At 54.2% G+C, this 18,739-nt stretch carries 17 protein-coding genes; 8 read left to right on the top strand and 9 right to left on the bottom strand.

Features of this window, described 5'->3' with window-relative positions:
• Nucleotide 1: 1 nt before the first annotated feature.
• The 9 genes from HALTITAN_RS15810 to HALTITAN_RS15770 all read right to left on the bottom strand — a co-directional run bounded on the left by HALTITAN_RS15810 (nt 2) and on the right by HALTITAN_RS15770 (nt 9,143).
• Nucleotides 2-580 carry a TRAP transporter small permease gene (locus tag HALTITAN_RS15810; RefSeq protein WP_027959013.1) on the bottom strand — a complete coding sequence of 193 codons (579 nt, stop codon included), beginning with the start codon at nt 578-580 and terminating at the stop codon, nt 2-4.
• A 95-nt stretch (nt 581-675) separates the two neighbouring features.
• Nucleotides 676-1,644 carry a TRAP transporter substrate-binding protein gene (locus HALTITAN_RS15805; RefSeq protein ID WP_022524048.1) on the bottom strand — a complete coding sequence of 323 codons (969 nt, stop codon included), beginning with the start codon at nt 1,642-1,644 and terminating at the stop codon, nt 676-678.
• Nucleotides 1,645-1,730: 86 nt separating this feature from the next.
• Nucleotides 1,731-2,753: a Zn-dependent oxidoreductase gene (locus HALTITAN_RS15800; RefSeq protein ID WP_009287704.1), complete on the bottom strand. Its 1,023-nt coding sequence runs from the start codon at nt 2,751-2,753 to the stop codon at nt 1,731-1,733.
• A 14-nt stretch (nt 2,754-2,767) separates the two neighbouring features.
• Nucleotides 2,768-3,979 carry a D-mannonate dehydratase ManD gene (gene manD, locus HALTITAN_RS15795; protein WP_009287703.1) on the bottom strand — a complete coding sequence of 404 codons (1,212 nt, stop codon included), beginning with the start codon at nt 3,977-3,979 and terminating at the stop codon, nt 2,768-2,770.
• Between the two features lie 30 nt (nt 3,980-4,009).
• The gene (uxaC, locus tag HALTITAN_RS15790; protein ID WP_035539127.1) at nt 4,010-5,431 is read right to left on the bottom strand and encodes a glucuronate isomerase; all 1,422 of its coding nucleotides are present in this window, start codon (nt 5,429-5,431) and stop codon (nt 4,010-4,012) included.
• Between the two features lie 36 nt (nt 5,432-5,467).
• Nucleotides 5,468-6,757 carry a TRAP transporter large permease gene (locus HALTITAN_RS15785; RefSeq protein ID WP_022524051.1) on the bottom strand — a complete coding sequence of 430 codons (1,290 nt, stop codon included), beginning with the start codon at nt 6,755-6,757 and terminating at the stop codon, nt 5,468-5,470.
• Nucleotides 6,754-7,248, bottom strand: coding sequence for a TRAP transporter small permease (locus tag HALTITAN_RS15780; protein ID WP_022524052.1), 495 nt, complete (start codon nt 7,246-7,248; stop codon nt 6,754-6,756). The genes HALTITAN_RS15785 and HALTITAN_RS15780 overlap by 4 nt, the downstream gene beginning before the upstream one ends.
• A 97-nt stretch (nt 7,249-7,345) precedes the next feature.
• The gene (locus HALTITAN_RS15775) at nt 7,346-8,305 is read right to left on the bottom strand and encodes a C4-dicarboxylate TRAP transporter substrate-binding protein (protein ID WP_009287701.1); all 960 of its coding nucleotides are present in this window, start codon (nt 8,303-8,305) and stop codon (nt 7,346-7,348) included.
• 106 nt (nt 8,306-8,411) lie between these two features.
• Nucleotides 8,412-9,143 (bottom strand): GntR family transcriptional regulator, encoded by a 732-nt coding sequence (locus HALTITAN_RS15770; protein WP_027959012.1) that lies wholly within the window; start codon nt 9,141-9,143, stop codon nt 8,412-8,414.
• Nucleotides 9,144-9,497: 354 nt separating this feature from the next.
• Here HALTITAN_RS15770 and HALTITAN_RS15765 point away from each other — a divergent pair, with 354 nt between their 5' ends.
• The 8 genes from HALTITAN_RS15765 to HALTITAN_RS15730 all read left to right on the top strand — a co-directional run bounded on the left by HALTITAN_RS15765 (nt 9,498) and on the right by HALTITAN_RS15730 (nt 18,698).
• Entirely contained in the window at nt 9,498-11,051 is a 1,554-nt protein-coding gene (locus HALTITAN_RS15765; protein ID WP_039859743.1) for a sensor domain-containing diguanylate cyclase, read from the top strand.
• Between the two features lie 40 nt (nt 11,052-11,091).
• The gene (locus HALTITAN_RS15760; protein WP_039859741.1) at nt 11,092-11,757 is read left to right on the top strand and encodes an ABC transporter ATP-binding protein; all 666 of its coding nucleotides are present in this window, start codon (nt 11,092-11,094) and stop codon (nt 11,755-11,757) included.
• On the top strand, nt 11,754-14,255 hold the full coding sequence (locus tag HALTITAN_RS15755) for an ABC transporter permease (RefSeq protein WP_009287699.1): 2,502 nt from the start codon (nt 11,754-11,756) through the stop codon (nt 14,253-14,255). Before HALTITAN_RS15760 ends, HALTITAN_RS15755 begins: the two co-directional genes overlap by 4 nt.
• Nucleotides 14,252-15,424, top strand: coding sequence for a lipocalin-like domain-containing protein (locus tag HALTITAN_RS15750; RefSeq protein ID WP_009287698.1), 1,173 nt, complete (start codon nt 14,252-14,254; stop codon nt 15,422-15,424). The genes HALTITAN_RS15755 and HALTITAN_RS15750 overlap by 4 nt, the downstream gene beginning before the upstream one ends.
• A gap of 115 nt (nt 15,425-15,539) precedes the next feature.
• On the top strand, nt 15,540-16,460 hold the full coding sequence (locus HALTITAN_RS15745; RefSeq protein WP_009287697.1) for a beta-keto acid cleavage family enzyme: 921 nt from the start codon (nt 15,540-15,542) through the stop codon (nt 16,458-16,460).
• Nucleotides 16,457-17,410 (top strand): L-carnitine dehydrogenase, encoded by a 954-nt coding sequence (locus HALTITAN_RS15740; RefSeq protein WP_009287696.1) that lies wholly within the window; start codon nt 16,457-16,459, stop codon nt 17,408-17,410. The genes HALTITAN_RS15745 and HALTITAN_RS15740 overlap by 4 nt, the downstream gene beginning before the upstream one ends.
• Complete coding sequence (locus HALTITAN_RS15735) at nt 17,410-17,865, top strand: thioesterase family protein (protein ID WP_039859739.1); 456 nt, start codon at nt 17,410-17,412, stop codon at nt 17,863-17,865. The genes HALTITAN_RS15740 and HALTITAN_RS15735 overlap by 1 nt, the downstream gene beginning before the upstream one ends.
• Nucleotides 17,866-17,879: 14 nt before the next feature.
• Complete coding sequence (locus tag HALTITAN_RS15730) at nt 17,880-18,698, top strand: alpha/beta fold hydrolase (protein WP_039859736.1); 819 nt, start codon at nt 17,880-17,882, stop codon at nt 18,696-18,698.
• Nucleotides 18,699-18,739: the final 41 nt, after the last annotated feature.

The following is an 18,739-nucleotide window of genomic DNA, read 5'->3' as shown; positions in this document are numbered from 1 at the left end:
CTTACGACTCCGGAAGGGAGGCAGAGGAGTGACACATTGCGATCATTCCCTCAAGACACCCCAGCAAGCTATAAACCAGGAGAAGCGCAAAGGTGACTACCGTTGAGAAAAAGATATACAGCATGGGAACATGCAGCGTGGGCGAGGTTTGCCAAGCGCCGTTTTGCGCATACTGCCAAGCGTAAGGCAGCACCAAAAAGGCAAACAGGCCAATCAGCGCACAGATCAACACTTGAAAGGCTGCCTGTATGCGCGGCCCCAGTAGATGATGGAAAAGCTCAACGCTGATGTTTCGGTTCTGTCGCAGCACCACACCAACAGATAGTGCCACCATATAAATAAACAGATAGCGCGAGAGTTCTTCGGTCCAGGCTATCGAAAACGGCAAAAATAGCCGTGAACAAATTTGCAGCAGTACCGTGGCGGCAATCGCAATCAGCGCCGTAACAGCCAACGTCAGAAAGCACGTGTCCACCCAGCCAATGACGCGCCCAATGGGGCCTTTAAATTTAGGCACCACCGACATTGAATCCAGACTCTCCAACGCTTGCTGTTCAAGCGCTTTGTGATCCGAGTTCATAACCGTATCCTCATGGGCAAGCTGCTTGTATCGTTAGAAAATGGACTGGCGCACGGCCAGCCCATTGTCATTATCAATTGACCACAAATCCGAGCTTACAGGTCTTGGATAGCGTCAAAGAGTTCACGCTGCTCTTCGGTTAAGGCCTCAAGCACGGCGGGGCGAGCTTTCTCTGCAAAGGCATCGACATCGACTTCCACGAACTCCATGCCACGCTCCTGTAGCGCTTGCTCAAGACGTGCTTGGTCATCAACGAAAAGCTCGGCTTGATACTCCTGCATCGTTTGAGCAGCGTCTCGCACCACTTGCTGAAGTTCTTCCGGCATACTTTCCAACTGGTTACGGCCAATCACCACGTAGATCCAGCTGCGCACATGGCCGGTCATGTTGACGTAGTCCTGCACCTCATTAAAGCTGGCGCTTTCGATCAGACTAAGCGGGTTCTCTTGACCTTCCAGGGTGTTTTGCTGCAGCGCAGTGAACACTTCGCTAAACGCCATTGGGGTTGGACGTGCCCCCATTGCCTGCCATGTATCAACGAATAGCGGCACGTTAGGAACGCGAAGACGTAACCCATCCAGCTCATCAGGCGTGCGGATAGGACGATTGGAGGTCAGCTCACGGGGGCCACGCTCAAACCACGCCAAAGGTACCAGGTTAGTGCGTTCAGTGATTTGCGCTTCAATCTCAGCACCAATATCGCCGTTAACGGCGGCATGGAGGTGTTCGGAATCTCTAAAGGCGTACGGTACCGCCATCATCGCGGCTTTCGGCGCCCAGTTCTGTAAGCTTTCACCGGTAATAGTCATATCCGCCGTGCCCAGTTGGATACTGTTGATCACGTCCATCTCGTTCCCAAGCTGCTCACTGGGATAGAGGCGTACTTCGATCTGCCCGTCAGAGTTTGCTTCGACCTCCTGTTTAAATTTCTCAGCGGCCTGGTGCCAAATGTTCTGCTCATTGGCTAAATGGCCAAAACGCAGGGTAAAGTCTGCCGCCATTAGTGAGTGACTGCCTAGCATGGCGGCCCCAAGAACAGCGCTGGTGATAAGTTGTTTGATCATTGTCTTTCTCCTGCACACAGGTGTTGTTAGTTGTTTATTGCAGCTATTAATTTCGCGTGGGTTGGCGTGGGTTGGAGTAGCATCCCTCAAGCACTGATTTGAATCAGCACCTTGCGGGCCTCTTCTGGCCGGTGGTCAAGCATGTCGATGGCGCTGGGCATGTCGCTTAGCGGCAACCGGTGGCTGACTAACGCCAACGGATCCAACTGCCCACTTGCCATTAGCTTTAGCACCTCCGGAAACTTACGGTTGTTGAGCCGCGACCCGACCAGGGTCAGCTCTTTCTTAATCACCTCTAACTGCACTAGCTCGCTGGGCTGAACGCTAAAGCCCAGTAGACCAATGCGCCCTGCTGGCGACGCTAAACGCAGCATTTGCGGTAACAGCGCTGGCACGCAGGCCGCATCGGCAATCAGCGGCACGCCTTCCCCCTGGGTTAAGGCAAGCACCTCTTTTTCCACATCCTGCTCGCGGCTATTAAATACCTGCGTTGCCCCAAGCTGTTTTGCCGCCACTAATCGCTCGTTAATAACATCAGTGACGATGACCTCTTCAATCCCCTTGGCCAAAGCCATTTGCAGGATCGTAAGGCCAATAACGCCGGCGCCCAGAATCATTAGTCGATCACCAGGGTGCGGCTGCATACGATCAAGTACGTTGGCGGCAATGGTATAAGGCTCAACTAAGGCAGCGGCGTCTAGCCCGATATGCTCAGGTAGGTGGTGTACGTTAGCCGCGGGTACGGCCACAAACTCTTCAAAACCACCATCGCGATGCACACCGATCACTTCAAGCGAACTGCACACGTTGGGACGGCCAATCCGACAGGGGTAGCACTCACCACAGCTGATAACGGGGTCAATGCACACGCGATCCCCAACGGCTACGTCAGCCACGCCTTCCCCTACCGCCTCCACTACCCCGGCGAACTCATGGCCGGTGATGCGCGGAAAGCGCACAAAGGCGTTGTCGCCATGGATAATGTGCATATCCGAGCCGCAGATACCGGCAAATGCTACGCGTACCAACGCTTCACCAGCGGCCACCTTGGGCGGATCAACTTCCGCGACCTGGTAGTCATGGGGCGCCTTTACCTGGAATGCTTTCATCTAGATGAACTCCTTCACCAGTGCCACAAGGTGCCGTCTTCTAACCGGTTCACCGGCAGGCTGGCACGCTTATAGGGGTATTGCTTGGCTAACTCTTCATCGATATCGACGCCATGCCCCGGCTTTTCACCGACAATGAAATGCCCATCTTCAAAGCGATAATCGTGGGGGAATACCTCGTCAGTAGCACTGGTATGCGGCATATACTCCTGGATGCCGAAGTTGGGTACCCAGGTGTCAAAGTGAATCGCCGCCCCCAAGCAAACCGGCGAAAGATCCGTTGGCCCGTGGAAGCCGGTACGCACATGGTAAAGACCCGCCAAATCGGCAATGCGCCGTACGTGGGTGATCCCCCCGGCGTGGGTTAAAGTGGCGCGTATATAGTCAATCCACTGATTCTCGATCAACGCTTTGGCGTCAAACAGGCTGTTAAAGACTTCGCCCACCGCCAGCGGCGTGGTGGTGTGCTGGCGGATAAGACCAAACGCCTCCTGGTTCTCAGCCGGTACGCAGTCTTCAAGCCAAAAGAGATGGTAGGGCTCCACTTCTTTACCTAAGCGAGCAGCCTCGATGGGCGTCAGGCGATGATGAACATCGTGTAGCACGTGCAAATCATCGCCGAAGCGCTCACGTACGGCGGCAAATAGTTTAGGCACATGGTTTAAGTATTTACTGGTACTCCACACATGCTCTGCGGGCAAATCAGAATCTGCAGGTTCATAGGGCTCACCCTCTTTTTTGGCGACACCATAAATGCTGGCAATGCCTGGCACACCAGCTTGAACGCGTACCGCTCTGTAGCCTTCATCCACATGGCGGGCGACCTCTTCCAGACATGCTTCAATATCACGCCCTGTCGCATGACCGTAGACCATCACCCGATCGCGACTCTTACCACCCAACAGCTGGTAAAGCGGCATACCCGCAAGCTTTGCTTTGATGTCCCATAGGGCTACGTCCACTGCTGCAATAGCCGTCATCGTTACTGGCCCACGACGCCAGTAAGCGCCGCGATACAGAAAGTGCCAGATATCTTCAATGCGGCTAGCATCGCGACCAATTAATGTTGGTAACACATGTTCTTCCAGGTAGGCGACCACCGACAGCTCGCGGCCATTTAATGTGGCATCGCCGATCCCATACACTCCTGATTCGGTAACAATTTTCAGCGTGACAAAGTTGCGGCCTGGGGACGTTACGATTAAATATGCATCGCTAATGATCATGGTAAATCCATCACAAGAAGTAAAAAGAAGTTAACGCTCAAATAGGTAGCGCTGCACATTGTGGTAGCACACCGCACGAACCAGCTCGCCAACTCGGTCAATATCGTTGGGTAACTCGCCGCGGGTCATTTGAGTCCCCAGCATTTGGCAAAAAATACGCCGAAAATACTCATGACGAGAAAACGATAGAAGGCTACGAGAATCAGTCAGCATGCCCACAAAGTGGCGCAGCAAACCAAACTGCATCTGGGTAGTTAGCTGGCGTTCCATGCCATCACGCTGGTCGTTAAACCACCATGCGGCTCCAAACTGCACTTTTCCGGGGATTCCATCACCTTGAAAGGAACCGGCCAGCCCAGCGAGCATTTCGTTATCCCGCGGGTTAAGGTTATAAAGCACGGTGCGCGGCAGTTGATGCTGGCTATCCAGCGCATCCAACAGCGCCGCTAAAGGTTCTGCGTAGGTGATATCGCCAATCGCATCGAAACCACTGTTAGCGCCTATGTCACGACGCCCCCGCTGGCTTAAATCGCGCAAAGCGCCAATGTGAAGCTGCATGACCCAGCCCCGGCGTGCATACTCCTTACCGAGCCATAGCAGCACCGCTGTGGTAAAGCCGTGCACATCATCACTACTCAGTTCATTTCCGCGCTTTCTGCGGTCGAGTATCCGATCCAGCTCATAAGCTGCAGGAGGCTCAACAAAAACGGGCTTCTCAAGGCTATGGTCGGAAAGGCAGCAACCTAAACTTTCGAAATGTTCGAGACGCTGGTACAGAGCAGCCAGCAAATCATCGAAACGCTGTATCGTCACGCCACTGGCAACTTCGAGCGTAGCGAGATAATCGACAAACGCTGGCTGTTCTATTTTGAGAACCGCATCAGCTCGAAATGTCGGCAGCATAGTCGGCCCAGTGTTCGCCTTCGCGTGCCGTTGATGGGTTTCCAAGCTATCCACAGGATCATCCGTGGTACAAATAGTACGCACGTTAAAGCGCTCCAAAATCCCTTGAGCACTAAGCTGTGGAGTTGCTAGCCGCTGTTTAGATAGGTGCCATATCTCCTCAGCTGTCTGTGCAGAGAGGAGAATATTGTCGATCCCTAACGGCTTCTTAAGCTCAAGATGCGTCCAATGATAGAGTGGATTGCCTAAGCAGTCGGGTACGGTTTCCGCCCATGCTTGAAAGCGTTCTCGGTCACTGACATCTCCGGTTATACGCTGCTCAGCAACACCCGCGCAGCGCATTGCACGCCATTTATAGTGATCCCCTTTTAGCCATAGCTGGGTTAAATTATCGAACTGGGTATTATGAGCTATTTCGACTGGATCTAAGTGCGAGTGATAATCGCAAATCGGCATGATCGCTGCGTGCTCATGATAAAGCCGTCGGGCTGCTTCATTTTCTAACAGAAAGTCTTTGCCCATGAACTCAACATTATCATTAAACTCCATCATCGCTCCTTCATTATGAGAGTGTCATAGGCAGATTTAGCCCAGCAATAAATTAGGCAAAAACAGCACTACATTGGGGAAGAAGAGAATGCCCAGCACAACCACAAATACAGCAAAGGCAAAAGGCAGTAACTCACGGCTATACTCATAAAAAGAGCATCGTAATATTCCGCACACGGTATACATTGAAATACCCACAGGAGGTGTCATGCCACCGAACGTAACCAGCGTCATCATTAACAGCCCAAAATGAACAGGATCAACACCTGCGGCTTTAATAACGGGCACCAAGATGGGGGTTAACAACATGACAACAACCGTGGCTTCTAACAACATACCTAGAAAAACAAGTATTACGGAAACTGCCAGCAACAGTGTTATATGACTAGAGAATACGCCGAGTGTTAGCTCTGCTATTGTTTGCGGCACCCTTTCGAAAGAGACGACATAACCAATAATGCCTGAGAACATAATAATCAGCATTATCATGCCAATATCTCTTACGCTGGCACGCATGGCATTAAGTATCTCTTTAATACCCATTTCTCGGTGTATTACGCAGCCCACCAACAAGGCATAAGCAACCGCAAAAGCACCTGCTTCGGAGGGGGTAAAAAGTCCATAGCGAATACCCACCAAGAGCCATACAGGGAAGAGAATTGCCCAGATACTGCCACGTAGGGCCTTAAGCACTTCACGGCCGGTGGGTAACCGCTCCCTTACTGGCTGATAGCCCCGCCGTTTAGCCATGATGTAAGTGGTCAGCATCAGCGCCACCATTAGCAAGAAGCCCGGCACGAGGCCTGCGATAAATAGCCGCCCTATCGAAACTTCGCCGAGATAGCCGTAAAGGATCAAACCGATACTCGGTGGAATGGTCGCAGTAATCAGCCCCCCAATAGAGAGCACCGCCCCAGTAAACCCCGCTGAATAGCCTCCCTTGATCATGCTTTTTCCCAGCACCCTGGATTGCATTGCGGCATCCGCCACGGCAGAACCGGAAACCCCGCCCATTAAGGTGCTCAACACGATACTTGCCTGGGCTAAACCACCGCTCATCCATCCTGCTAATAGAGTAGAAAGGTGAACCAAACGGGGGGTAATACCGCTGGCGTTCATTAAATGGCCGATGAAAATAAACAACGGCACAGCTAATAGTGGAAATGATTGCGTCGAAGATACAATGCGCTGGACGGCAATGCTTGTCGGTAAAAATGTTTCTGGCAATAAGAAATAGGAGAAACCCGCAATTCCAATAGCAAAGGCAACGGGCATACCTATCGCCATGAGAAGCAGACCGAATCCTAATAACAGAGCTGCCGTCATAGCGCCTCCTCCACAATGTCATCATCGTCAACAACCAAACTCCCGATGACGCCCTTAGCGAACAAGCGGCGTACCAGTGAAAGCATCATTAACAATGCCCCGACAGGAAGTGCCAGAGTGATATACCCATAACTAAGTCCTGCCACTCCCATGGGACGCTGCCAGTTTGAAGCTGCTAGAACGAAGCCATACCAGATTAAAAGAGCCAGAAAGAGCATCATCATCCCAACACATAGGCTGGTAATCATGAGCTGTAACTTAAGAGGTAAACGAATGACAAGGGCATCAATTCGCACCTGGCCTCCCTGGCGCAGGGTAATATCAGCCCCTAATACAGCAGTCCAAATAAACAAAAATTGTGCAAGCTCAGCGCCCCCTGCAAAAGGATTCCCTATTGCCCTAGCCGTTGAGCTAACTAACATGGTGAGAGAGGTACCACCGAGTAGCATAATAGCCAGCCACTCCTCACCTTTATCGTACCAATGCCACATACAGCATTCCTCGCCCTATACGGGCATCCGGACAGTTAAGTAATAGCAAAAGACAAAAAGGGTGCAGCCCCCGCCCTGGCGAGCAGAGGGCTGAGACTCACTCTGAAGAAAGCAATTGATCACGATACTGGTTGTAACCTAGCTCTTCATAAACGCTGCCCATTCGATCTCTGAATACGCCCATATCCACTTGAGAAAACGTAACGCCCTCCGCTACCATCCGCGCGCGCACTGAGGCTTGAGCCGCTGCGGTTGCTTGACTAGCAGCTTCACCAGCTTTTAGCAGTTCTTCATCAAGAATAGAGCGCAGCTCATCAGGTAATGCTTGATACCACTGTTCAGAAGTCGCAATACCGGTCATCAAATGAATATGGTTTGTTAGTGCCACATGAGTAATAACTTCATGCAGATTTTGGCCTTCAGCGGCGGTTAGTTGTGCTTCAGCCCCGTCGATCGACCCTAGCTGTAGCGCTGAGTAAACTTCTGACCAAGGCAGCGGTGTTGGAGTAGCGCCCATCGCTTCGACGGTTTTCACCCATACTGGTGAGTTGATAGTCCGCACACGCACACCACTCAAATCATCAGGTGTCTTCACTTCATTTTGAGTCAGCATCTGCCGTGACCCTTGAAACCAGTTATAATTGAGTAATCGTAAACCACTGGTTTCTGCCATACTTTCGACCCAATCAAGGTAAAGCGGAGATGTTGTGATTTGGTCATAGTCACGATAGTCTTCAACTAAATAAGGGGCACTTAAGATACCCAACTCAGGTTGATACTCCGATAAACGCCCTGCATCGACTAAGATCGCGATATTGGCACCACTACGAATTTGTTCGATCACGTCTTCGTCAGAACCAAGCTGGCTGTTTGGGAAAATCTGAATGGTCAGCTCTCCTTCTGAGCGCTCATCAATCGCCTCTTTAGCGCTCTCCATCGCCTGAGCAATGGGATCCTGAGGACTCAACGCAATTGAGACATTAAGCTGGTAAGCAGCGTGAGCCGAATGGCTTGCGACAACCAATGCAACAGCAGGCAGTAATTTTGTGAGTTTCATGTAGGGCTCCTAAAGACATCTATTTATTGTTGATAATTCACCAGCCAGTTCTGGCTGGATCTACTTCATGCAACTTGTGCAGCTTTGTTGTACTCATTAGTGGGTTTTATATAGTTAGCGCATGAACATTCATGCTCACACCTTCAAACAGCTCCGGAAAGCGATGCTCTAATTCAGGCAGAGAGTGGAGTATTTCACATTGATGAATACTCATTGCCTGAACTGCCGCGTCAGTATCTCCAGCAGATATCGCATCCACGATGGCCTGATGCTGATCGGCCAATTTCGGAATAGGCGTAGAATCAGGAATACTCAAATACCGTACTCTGTCTAATTGTGCTTTGACGTCTTCAATCACATTCCACGCCATGGTTTGTCCCGTAGCCAATGCCAAGGTGCGATGAAACATTTCATCAAGAAAGAAGAAGCGGTCATGGTCTTGTCGCTCGATGCAGCTACGCTGTCGATCAATAAGCTCGTTAAGCTCCATTAGCACGCCAGACTGAAGGGGTTGCTTGGTGGCTTCGCGTACGATTGACACCTCAAGCGACTCACGAATAAATCGTGCCTCTAGCACCGCTTGGCGCGAAATGCGTACAACATAGGTTCCCCTTTGAGGGCGAACTTCCACCAAGCCTGACTCTGAGAGCCTTATGAAAGCTTCCCGCACTGGCTGACGGCTCACCGAAAAAGTGTCGGCAAGCTCCTTTTCCGATAGCGCCTGCCCCGGCGCCAGTACCATCTGAATAATCGACTGCCTCAGCACATGAAATAGCCGTTGGCGAACCGATTCCCCTTCGTGGGTTCCCTGCCAAAGCGTTTGTAATGTCGTGTGCATTGCACCTGATCCTAATTAGAGAAGCCCGAGACGATAGCGTCAGAAACTGATATGACTAGTATGGTAGTTGAATTGAGATAAAAAAAGGCTCATCGCTATACCCTTTAGTCGCATGTCGCGCCGGACATCTAATAGCCAACTTCTTAGCTGGTTCTGAGAAATATCTTACATAACCTCTCGGTTTAGCGTATTTTTTGAACTTTGAGCTGTAATAAAATCGGCATTCAAACGCGAGTATTTAGCAGACGAATCACCTAAAATGGTTTGAGACAAACGACTGAATACTGCCCAATACGGCAATTGCCATGGATGGCTCACGGCTGCTGCAAGCTAAATACGCGTAAGGAGAGAATAATGCAGGCCATCCAGGCAAAGGATAATTCGAAAGACCTGGTCTTAACGACAGAATTACCGTTATTTTTGATAGCTGATCTACTCAAGTGTCCAAACTTACCTACCCTCCCTGCTGTCGCCGTTAACGTTTTAAAAGTGGCGCGTACTGAGCATCCGTCGGTAAACGACTACGCCAATGCTATCGAGCGTGATCCTGCCTTGAGCATGCGTATCATTACCCTTGCCAATAGCGCTTTTTTCTCACGTAGTCATATAAAGGTACATGCGTGCCAAGAAGCAACGGCACGTTTGGGGTTAGACACCACGCTGGCAGCGGTAATGAGCTTCAGCCTGCTTCAAAACAGAGGTATTGACGCCCATTACCAGCGGGTATGGATGCGCTCTATCATCGCCTCGTTAGCAGCACGACACCTTGCCATACAGCTTTGCCCGGACATGGCGGGGCCCGTTTTCACTGCCGCCTTACTACAAGACATTGGCATCATGGCTTTAAGGGCGACATACCCTAAAGAGAGCAATGAGTTGTATGCTGAAGCCGCACTCTCTCATCGACAGTTATCCGAGTCGGAACAGCGCCTTTTTGGCTGCGATCACTCTCAAGTAGGTGCTTGGCTCGCTGCCAAATGGGGTGTTCCAACACCGCTCGCTCAGCGTATCTGCGATAGCCACAATGAGTACGACATTACCGCCGCCGATAGGCTTTGCATTCAGCTGTCTGGGCCCATCGCCGACGCCTGGCTCTCTTCACATCCTGCGCAGTCGCTCGTCGCCGTGGTACGAGAGTTTGAAACCTACCAGGGCGCCCATGCGATCTCATTACGGCTTTTGTTAGAGAATATTCAGGAACAGTTGCCAGCGCTGGCGGACATGCTGCAAATGACGGCCCCCCCTTTGCAGGATAACGAATCGTTGCTTGCCGAGGCCCAACAGCTGTTGTTTCAACAGACGTTACAGCTCAAAGCGCGCTTTGAAACGCAACAAGTAGAGCTCGCCTCCCTGCGTCAACGACAAGAAGAGTTAGAAGAGCGTTCACGAACCGATATGCTCACCGGTCTTGCCAACCGATCCTGGCTTGAAGAGCAGATGCATAAGCGCTTTGCCTTATGCCAGGAACAGTCTCGCATCATGTCAGTGGTATTTATTGACCTTGACCACTTTAAGAAGCTCAACGATCAATACGGCCACCAAATGGGCGACAACGTGCTGCAAAAATTCGGCAAAACGCTGCAGTCGCTTATTCGTGAAGGCGATCTTGCGGGGCGCTGGGGAGGCGAAGAGTTCCTGGTCATTTTGCCAGATGAAGATGCCCAGGCAGCTCAAGTATTCGCCAAACGTATTGCCCAGCGTTTAGAAAAAACGCCCATGGCTCACAACGACCAGCACCCTATCTATGTCTCCGTTTCGATTGGCATTGCCTGCCTGAACGATGGCGGATTTGGCGATGCGGGCGAGCTTATTGATGCCGCGGATAAAAGTATGTATTTCATTAAACGCACGGGCAGGGGTGGAATAGCAGTATATGGGGAGCGCGGTGCGCCAGGGGCCCCAAACTAGCATCAACTAGCCTCTACCTTAATGGACAACAAAGGCAGCCATGCTGGAATTTCATCAGGTACATAAAACCTACACGACGCCACAAGGGCCGCTGAACGTGCTCAACGATGTCTCCCTTCGTCTCGCGGCAGGAGAAAGCCTGGCGCTAATGGGAGAATCTGGGAGCGGCAAATCCACCCTACTGCATCTTGCCGCCGGTTTAGATCTTCCCGACCAAGGAACAGTTAGCTTCGAAAACCAGAATGTCGCGTCTCTACCTGAGCCCACGCGCGCCAAGCTACGCCGCGAGCAACTGGGTTTAGTCTTCCAGCAATTCCACTTAGTGCCCAGCTTAACGGTAATCGACAATCTGCGCTTACAGGCGCGCTTAGCCAAACGCGACAATGTCGCCTGGACAGACCACTTAATTGAGCGGCTTGGGCTGCATGGCATGGAAAAACGTTATCCGGAGCAGCTCTCTGGCGGGCAGCAACAGCGCTTAGCCATTGGCCGTGCTCTGGCGCCGCGCCCACCTCTGCTGCTTGCCGATGAACCCACGGGCAATTTGGATGAAACCACCGCAGGTGAAGTGCTTGAACTGCTATTGAGCCTGGTTCGCGAAACTCAGTGCGCCCTACTCATTGTCACCCACAGCCCCCAAGTGGCGGCTCCGCTTGATCGCTGCCTACGTCTAAGCCACGGTCATCTACTAGAAGCGGCACTATGACCCGGGTGCTATCCACGCTACTTAGCCACTACCGGCGCCACCCCGGCCAACTGATAATGCTGCTGCTCGGACTATGGGTGGCTAGTGCCCTATGGAGTGGCATCCAGGCGATCAACGCCACCGCTCGCGACAGCTACGCCCGCGCCGATGCGCTGTTTGACACCCAGCTGGATCAGCTTGAGCGGCGCGATGGCATGCCATTCAGTCGTGCCGAGTATCACGCCCTGCGTCAAGCAGGCTTGCCCGTATCGCCCATGCTAAAGGGTGAAGTCGTTACCCAAGATGGCACCCGGCTAACTCTGATCGGCATTGACCCACTGACCCTTTCCAACGATAACGCGCTGGCTCAAGCCAACACCTCCGCGTCGTTAAGTGACTTTCTAACGCCCCCGTGGCAAACACGCGTAGCGCCTGACGCTTTGGAAGCCCTAGGGATAACGCGCGAGAATGCATCGGCTGCCACCCCGACCTTGGCAGATGGCAAAACACTCCCGCCGCTCGTTTTAGCGCCAGCACTACCCCCAGACACGCTGATCATGGATATTGCCGCCGCAGCGCGGTTGCTTGAAAGCGGCGACCAGCTTACGCGCATCGTGGCCGCCCCGGGGGCACTCACTGAAGCGCCCCCAGGATTAACGCTCACCCGCGCCACCACGCTTGCCTCCCCTGGTCAACTGACCGAAAGCTTTCACCTGAACCTTACCGCACTGGGGCTACTTGCCTGGGTCGTGGGGCTATTCATCGTTCAAGCAGCGCTAGGCCTAGCGTTGGAGCAACGCCTGGGCATGCTGCGCACCCTGCGAGTGCTGGGTGTATCAGGGCGCAGTTTAGTGCTAGCGCTCAGCTTAGAGCTGCTCCTGCTCGGCCTAATCGGAGCACTTGCCGGTATTGCCAGCGGCGTATGGCTGGCACGTTTGTTACTGCCCGATGTCGCGGCAACCCTGGGCTCACTTTATGGCGCAGGCATCGGGCAAGAGCTCAACCTGCCCTGGCATTACTGGGTCGGTGGGCTGGCGGTTAGCCTTGGCGGACTACTGCTGGCAGGCAGCGGCGTGCTATGGCGCGCGGCCCGCTTAAACATGTTGAAGTTAGGTCAGATGCAGGCCTGGCGTAGCGGTTACCGCCGCCAATTATCGCTAATGAGCATCGGCGGCGCTTTCGCGATGGGCGTTGCGCTAGCATTGTATGTTTGGCTTCGCTTTCAGTCCCCTGGCGATGGATTAGTGACAGGCTTTACGCTGGTAGCGGCGTTACTTCTGGCTAGCGCACTGTGGCTGCCACCCTTTTTAGCACTGCTACTAAAAGCGCTGACGCACCTCGCCCGGCGGCGCCCGCTTATTCACTGGGCACTGGCAGATATGCAGCTTCAGCTACCTAGGCTGTCACTGGCCATGATGGCACTACTTATCGCCCTGGCGACCAATCTGGGGGTCGGTAGCATGGTCGGCGGCTTTCGCCTGACGTTTTTAGACTGGCTCGATCAGCGCTTGGTCGCCCCACTCTACTTGAATGCCCCCGCCGAGCAATATGCGGATATTGATGCTTGGCTGGCTGATCGCCCGGAGGTCTTCGAGCGCCTGCTCACACGGCGTAGCGATGCAACACTACAGGCCGCTACAACGCCGGAAGGCAGCCGCTCGATAGGCACGCCTATCGAGCTTTACGGCATTACCCCTGGCGAATCACTCACTCCGCACTGGCCGCTGCTGGCAACCCAACAAGACCGCTCATCCGCCTGGGCAGCCTTTAGTGATGGCGCGATTTTTATTAACGAGCAACTTGCCACTGCAGAGAACCTCTCCCCCGGTGATCGCCTGACGCTGAACGCGCCCGGCGCCAATGAAACGCTGACCATCGCCGCTATTTATCCCGACTACGGCAACCCCAGCGGGCAGGTGCTAATGGCATCGCCCCAGCTTGCCGCTCGTTTTGATGCCCCGCCTAGCTCCATGGGGTTAGTGCTGAGTGACGAGGCTGATGTTGATACCCTGCGTGCTACCCTGCTAGAACGCTTTGACCTCGGCAGCGATGCGCTGAGCGATCAGCGCGAGATCAAGCGTATTGCCACCGAGATTTTTGAGCGTACCTTTACCATTACCCGCGCGCTCAATGCATTAACCCTAGCAGTAGCGGCACTAGCGCTTCTCGCCAGCCTGCTGACCCAGGCACGCAGCCGACGCCAACAGTTAGCGCCGCTATGGGCGCTGGGCGTTCCCCGAGCACAGCTGGCACAATTAAATCTGGCACAACTGAGCGGTGCCGCATTAGCCACCGGCCTGCTGGCCATTCCACTGGGTATCGCGATTACCTGGGGATTAGTGGCGATTATTAATGTGGCCGCCTTCGGCTGGCGACTACCGCTCTATCTATTTCCTGGGGAAATGGCCGTTACTCTGGCCACCGCCGTTGGTGTGGCACTCCTGGCAGCAGCCCTGCCCACGCTGCGTTTCTGGCGCGCCTCACCGCGGGCCTTACTAGCAGAAGAGGCCAATCAATGAGCTTAAGGCTTCGACTAACCTTGCGTCTTCTACTGATAGCCACTGTGGCGCTGACACTTTTCGGCTGTGACGAAGAGAATCAAACCGAAACCAACAGCACAGGCTTTGCCGGTTTAGGACAAGACGCCGATGGTTTTAGGCATGCCGAGCCTAATCAGCCGCTCAGTTTTCCACAAGAGCACGCCGCCCACCCGGACTACCGCATTGAATGGTGGTATATCACCGCCAACCTTGAAGATACCGCAGGAGAGCCCGTCGGCCTGCAGTGGACGCTATTTCGCCAGGCGCTGATGCCACCCAGCAAACGCCCCGCGCCTACTCCTTGGGCAGCCGATCAACTGTGGATGGCCCATATGGCGATCTCCCAAGGCGAGCAGCATCAAGTGGCCGAACGTTTTGGACGCAGCCACTCACAGGCCCCATTGAACACTCCCCAGGACAGCCAAGCAGGCGTAATGATTAGCCCCTTTTATGCCTGGCTGGATGATTGGCAGCTTAAAGCTAACGAAGAAGCCGATAGCAGCGATTTTAATCACCTCACACTAACCGCCTACAGCGGCGAGGGTGCATCGCGTTTTGGCTACCGTTTAGAACTGACTGCAGAGGGGCCGCTGGTGCTTCACGGCGAACAGGGTTTTAGCCAGAAAGCCGCCAATGGCCAGGGCTCCATGTACTACAGCCAGCCCTTCTGGCAGATAAACGGCGAAGTAACCATCAACGGCAAGACAAAACCCGTTAGCGGACGCGGCTGGCTGGATCGTGAGTGGAGCAGCCAACTGCTTGATGCCCGCCAATCAGGCTGGGACTGGTTCTCGATCCACCTTGATGACGGCCACAAGCTGATGGCGTTTCAACTACGAGGTGGCTCCGCTCAAAACGCCGACTACCGCTCCGGCACCTGGATTACTCCCCAAGGCGACGCCACGCCCTTAGCAACCAATGACATTACGCTGACGCCGCTGGCAACGTCGGCTGTCGCCGGTCGCAATGTGCCCACCCAATGGCGGCTGGAAATACCGTCAGTAGGGATCGACATCAACATCGAAGCGCCCCACGCCAACCGCTGGATGACCACCAGCGTGCCCTACTGGGAAGGTGAAGTGGTGGTCAACGACCGCGCCAGCGGCGAACCGCTTGGCGAGGGTTATTTGGAAATGACCGGGTATTAATTAGCCGAGATCAAAAATCGCATCTTATGTATAGCGAATGTCGCTTTATGACAACTAATGTCTGCACACGGCGACACACTAGTAAGCGAATAAACTGCTGACTAGAGAGCACGCCATGAACCGCAATGTCATTCTTACCTGTGCCGTGACGGGCGCGGGAGATACCACCGCAAAAAACCCCAATGTGCCTGTTACACCCAAGGCCATTGCAGCTTCCTGCATTGAAGCGGCGCATGCCGGGGCCAGCATCGCGCATATCCATGTTCGCGACCCGGAGACCGGCGGCATCAGCCACTCTACTGAGCAGTTCCGCGAAGTGATGGAGCGCGTACGCGAGGCCGATGTGGATATTGTGATGAACATCACCGCTGGTGGCGGCGGCGACTGGATACCCGATGCCACCGACCCAACGCGCGGCGGCCCAGGCACCGATATCCAAACACCCGCCGAACGCCATGCGCCGGTCGGCGAGCTGCTCCCCGAACTGTGCACGCTGGACTGCGGCAGCCTCAATTTTGGCGATATGGTCTACGTAAACCCTGCAGATTGGCTGCGCGAGCACGCCCGCCTGGTTCAGGCCGCAGGCGTTAAGCCGGAATTGGAGTGCTTTGATTTGGGCCATGTCTGGTTTGCTCGCCAGCTTCAGCAAGAGGGCTTGATTGATGGCGACCCGCTCTATCAGCTCTGTCTGGGTATTCCCTGGGGTGCTGAAGCGGACACCGAAACGATGTTGGCTATGCGCAACAAATTACCTGCCAATGCTAACTGGGCCGCTTTTGGCATTGGTCGACATCAAATGCCCATGGTCGCCCAGGCGTTGCTGCTGGGTGGCCACGCTCGGGTTGGGTTGGAAGATAACCTGTTTTTAGAGAAAGGCGTGCTGGCTAGCAACGGCCAACTGGTCGAGAAAGCGTCGACCATTATTGAAAACCTCGGCGCCCGAGTAATGACGCCTGCAGAAACCCGCACTCATCTCAAACTACGCGACCCGATGACCAGACGTATCATGGGTAACGCATTCGGAGGTGATGTATGAGCCGCTTAGCCGTCATCGGTACCGGCGTGATTGGCAACGGCTGGATTGCCCGTGCCCTCGCCCAGGGGTGGGACGTAGTGGCCTTTGACCCAGATCCCAAGGCGCCAGCGCGTACCCAAGCGTTTATCGACAATGCCTGGTCCTCGTTAACCCAGCTCGGTTTAGCACCCGATGCTAGCCCTGAGCGGCTAACCTTTGCGGATACGATTGAAAAAGCCGTGAATGGCGCTGACCTGATTCAGGAAAACGTGCCCGAGCGCCTACCGCTAAAGCAAGAGATTTTAGCCGCTATTGACGCTGCTGCCTCACCGAACGTCATTATTGGTTCGTCTACCTCCGGCTTTAAGCCCACCGACCTGCAGCAGCAGTGCCAACAAGCGCCTGGGCGCGTGATCGTCGCTCACCCCTTCAACCCGGTGTATTTACTGCCATTGGTCGAGCTTGTTGGCGGTAAGGCCACCCGGCCTATACAGATTGCCAGCGCCCAAGGGCTGTATCAGGCGCTCGCCATGCGCCCACTGGTGGTTCGCCGTGAAATTGAGGGCCACATCGCCGACCGCTTAATGGAAGCGCTGTGGCGGGAAGCCCTGCATCTGGTTAACGATGGCGTGGCGACCACCGAAGAGATCGATGCCGCCGTGGTTTACGGCTGTGGACTCCGCTGGCCGTTAATGGGCACGTTCTTAACCTTCCACCTAGCGGGCGGCGAGCCAGGCATGCGCCATATGCTGGAGCAGTTTGGCCCAGCGCTAAAACTGCCCTGGACAAAGCTGGAGGCCCCGGAACTCACCGACGAACTGATTGATAAAGTCGTCGAGGGGTGTGAGCATCAAGCGGCAGGACGATCAGTGGCCACGCTTGACCGGCGCCGGGATGACTTTTTAGTCGAGCTGCTCGAGGTGGTGCAAAAATATTGGCCGGAAGCCGAAGGCTTACAGGGGCGCATTTAATGATTATTTATAAAACCCACGTCGCTCCCGAGTGGGTCGACTACAACGGGCATATGAACGACGCGGAGTACGCCCGCGTCTTCTCTCTAGCCTGCGAGGCGCTTATCGACACCATTGGGTTGGATGAAGCGGGCCGAGAACACTATGGCTACACGATCTATACCCTGGAAACGCATCTTTGCTACCGCCGCGAGGCCCACCAAGGCCAAGCCCTGAACGTCAGTCTGACGCTACTGGATAGCGACACAAAGCGCCTGCACGTCTTTTTCACCCTGTTCGATGACGAAGATAACCTGATCGCGACCAGCGAGCAGATGTTGATGGGCATGAAACAAGCCTCTGGGCGCCCAAGCCCGTTTCCAGAAGCGGTCGCAAGTCGCGTGACAGAACTACCCCAAGCCCATAAAGACGCTTGGCCGGAGCTTGCCAGCCGCACCATTGGCATTCGGCGCTAAGGATTACAGTAGCGATGAACGTGGACGACTTTATTCAGCGCTTTAGCGCCGGGCTGGCAAAGATGCAGGAGCTGCCATTACTCCAAGCACGGCGCGCCTACGTTGAGCTTTGCCAAACGTTCGCCCCACCCGACCCGACAGGAATGCGGATCGAAAATAGCGCTTTGGGTGGTGTTAGCGTGCGCCGTTTTATTCCCCAGCAGCGCACACCAGGCTGCGTGCTGTTTATCCATGGCGGCGGTTTTACCATCGGCTCAACAGAGAGCCACCACGGCCCCGCCGCCAGCTTGGCGCAAGCGTTAGCGCGTGAGGTGGTCAGCGTAAACTATCGGCTTGCGCCAGAAGTAGCTTACCCGGCAATGCTGGCAGACTGCCGAACAGTGTTAGAAGCGGTTCAACCTGTCGCACTGGTGGGTGACAGCGCGGGCGGGCGATTAGCCATTGACCTTGCCCATCAGCGCAATGAAGCGCCACCGCTAGGATTGATCTACCCAACCGTTGGCGCGCTTTCCCTTGAATGCTTGGGAGAAGGTGCGCCGCTACTTTCACGGGATGATGTGCTCGGCATTCGTCAACAGTGTCCTGACATCATTGCTACCCAGCGTGATCGCCGCCCTCCTGCCGCAAGCATTGAAATGCTTACCGTGGAGAGGGATCCACTGACACTACCCATCGAAGCCGCAATAGCCAATTGGTGCGAGGAAGGTGCCTCGGTAGGCTATCTCTGCGCCCCGAACATGGTTCACGCCTCCCTTCACGCCCACGCGCTGCTACCCGATATGAGTGCGGCTTGGCAGGACTTTTGCCAAAAACTAAAACAGCGCCTTAATTAATAAGGCGCTGTTTGGCATTATCGCTGCTTAGGCTTTACGAA

Origin of the sequence: Vreelandella titanicae BH1 (genome assembly GCF_000336575.1) — a bacterium.
Taxonomy (GTDB): domain Bacteria; phylum Pseudomonadota; class Gammaproteobacteria; order Pseudomonadales; family Halomonadaceae; genus Vreelandella; species Vreelandella titanicae.
Note: the sequence above shows the minus strand (reverse complement) of the source record. Positions and strands in the feature narration are given on the sequence as shown.

Coding starts and splice junctions, on each gene's coding strand:
- HALTITAN_RS15810 (WP_027959013.1), bottom strand. CDS start 580: ATGAACTCGGATCACAAAGCGCTTGAACAGCAAGCGTTGGAGAGTCTG.
- HALTITAN_RS15805 (WP_022524048.1), bottom strand. CDS start 1,644: ATGATCAAACAACTTATCACCAGCGCTGTTCTTGGGGCCGCCATGCTA.
- HALTITAN_RS15800 (WP_009287704.1), bottom strand. CDS start 2,753: ATGAAAGCATTCCAGGTAAAGGCGCCCCATGACTACCAGGTCGCGGAA.
- manD (WP_009287703.1), bottom strand. CDS start 3,979: ATGATCATTAGCGATGCATATTTAATCGTAACGTCCCCAGGCCGCAAC.
- uxaC (WP_035539127.1), bottom strand. CDS start 5,431: ATGGAGTTTAATGATAATGTTGAGTTCATGGGCAAAGACTTTCTGTTA.
- HALTITAN_RS15785 (WP_022524051.1), bottom strand. CDS start 6,757: ATGACGGCAGCTCTGTTATTAGGATTCGGTCTGCTTCTCATGGCGATA.
- HALTITAN_RS15780 (WP_022524052.1), bottom strand. CDS start 7,248: ATGTGGCATTGGTACGATAAAGGTGAGGAGTGGCTGGCTATTATGCTA.
- HALTITAN_RS15775 (WP_009287701.1), bottom strand. CDS start 8,305: ATGAAACTCACAAAATTACTGCCTGCTGTTGCATTGGTTGTCGCAAGC.
- HALTITAN_RS15770 (WP_027959012.1), bottom strand. CDS start 9,143: ATGCACACGACATTACAAACGCTTTGGCAGGGAACCCACGAAGGGGAA.
- HALTITAN_RS15765 (WP_039859743.1), top strand. CDS start 9,498: ATGCAGGCCATCCAGGCAAAGGATAATTCGAAAGACCTGGTCTTAACG.
- HALTITAN_RS15760 (WP_039859741.1), top strand. CDS start 11,092: ATGCTGGAATTTCATCAGGTACATAAAACCTACACGACGCCACAAGGG.
- HALTITAN_RS15755 (WP_009287699.1), top strand. CDS start 11,754: ATGACCCGGGTGCTATCCACGCTACTTAGCCACTACCGGCGCCACCCC.
- HALTITAN_RS15750 (WP_009287698.1), top strand. CDS start 14,252: ATGAGCTTAAGGCTTCGACTAACCTTGCGTCTTCTACTGATAGCCACT.
- HALTITAN_RS15745 (WP_009287697.1), top strand. CDS start 15,540: ATGAACCGCAATGTCATTCTTACCTGTGCCGTGACGGGCGCGGGAGAT.
- HALTITAN_RS15740 (WP_009287696.1), top strand. CDS start 16,457: ATGAGCCGCTTAGCCGTCATCGGTACCGGCGTGATTGGCAACGGCTGG.
- HALTITAN_RS15735 (WP_039859739.1), top strand. CDS start 17,410: ATGATTATTTATAAAACCCACGTCGCTCCCGAGTGGGTCGACTACAAC.
- HALTITAN_RS15730 (WP_039859736.1), top strand. CDS start 17,880: ATGAACGTGGACGACTTTATTCAGCGCTTTAGCGCCGGGCTGGCAAAG.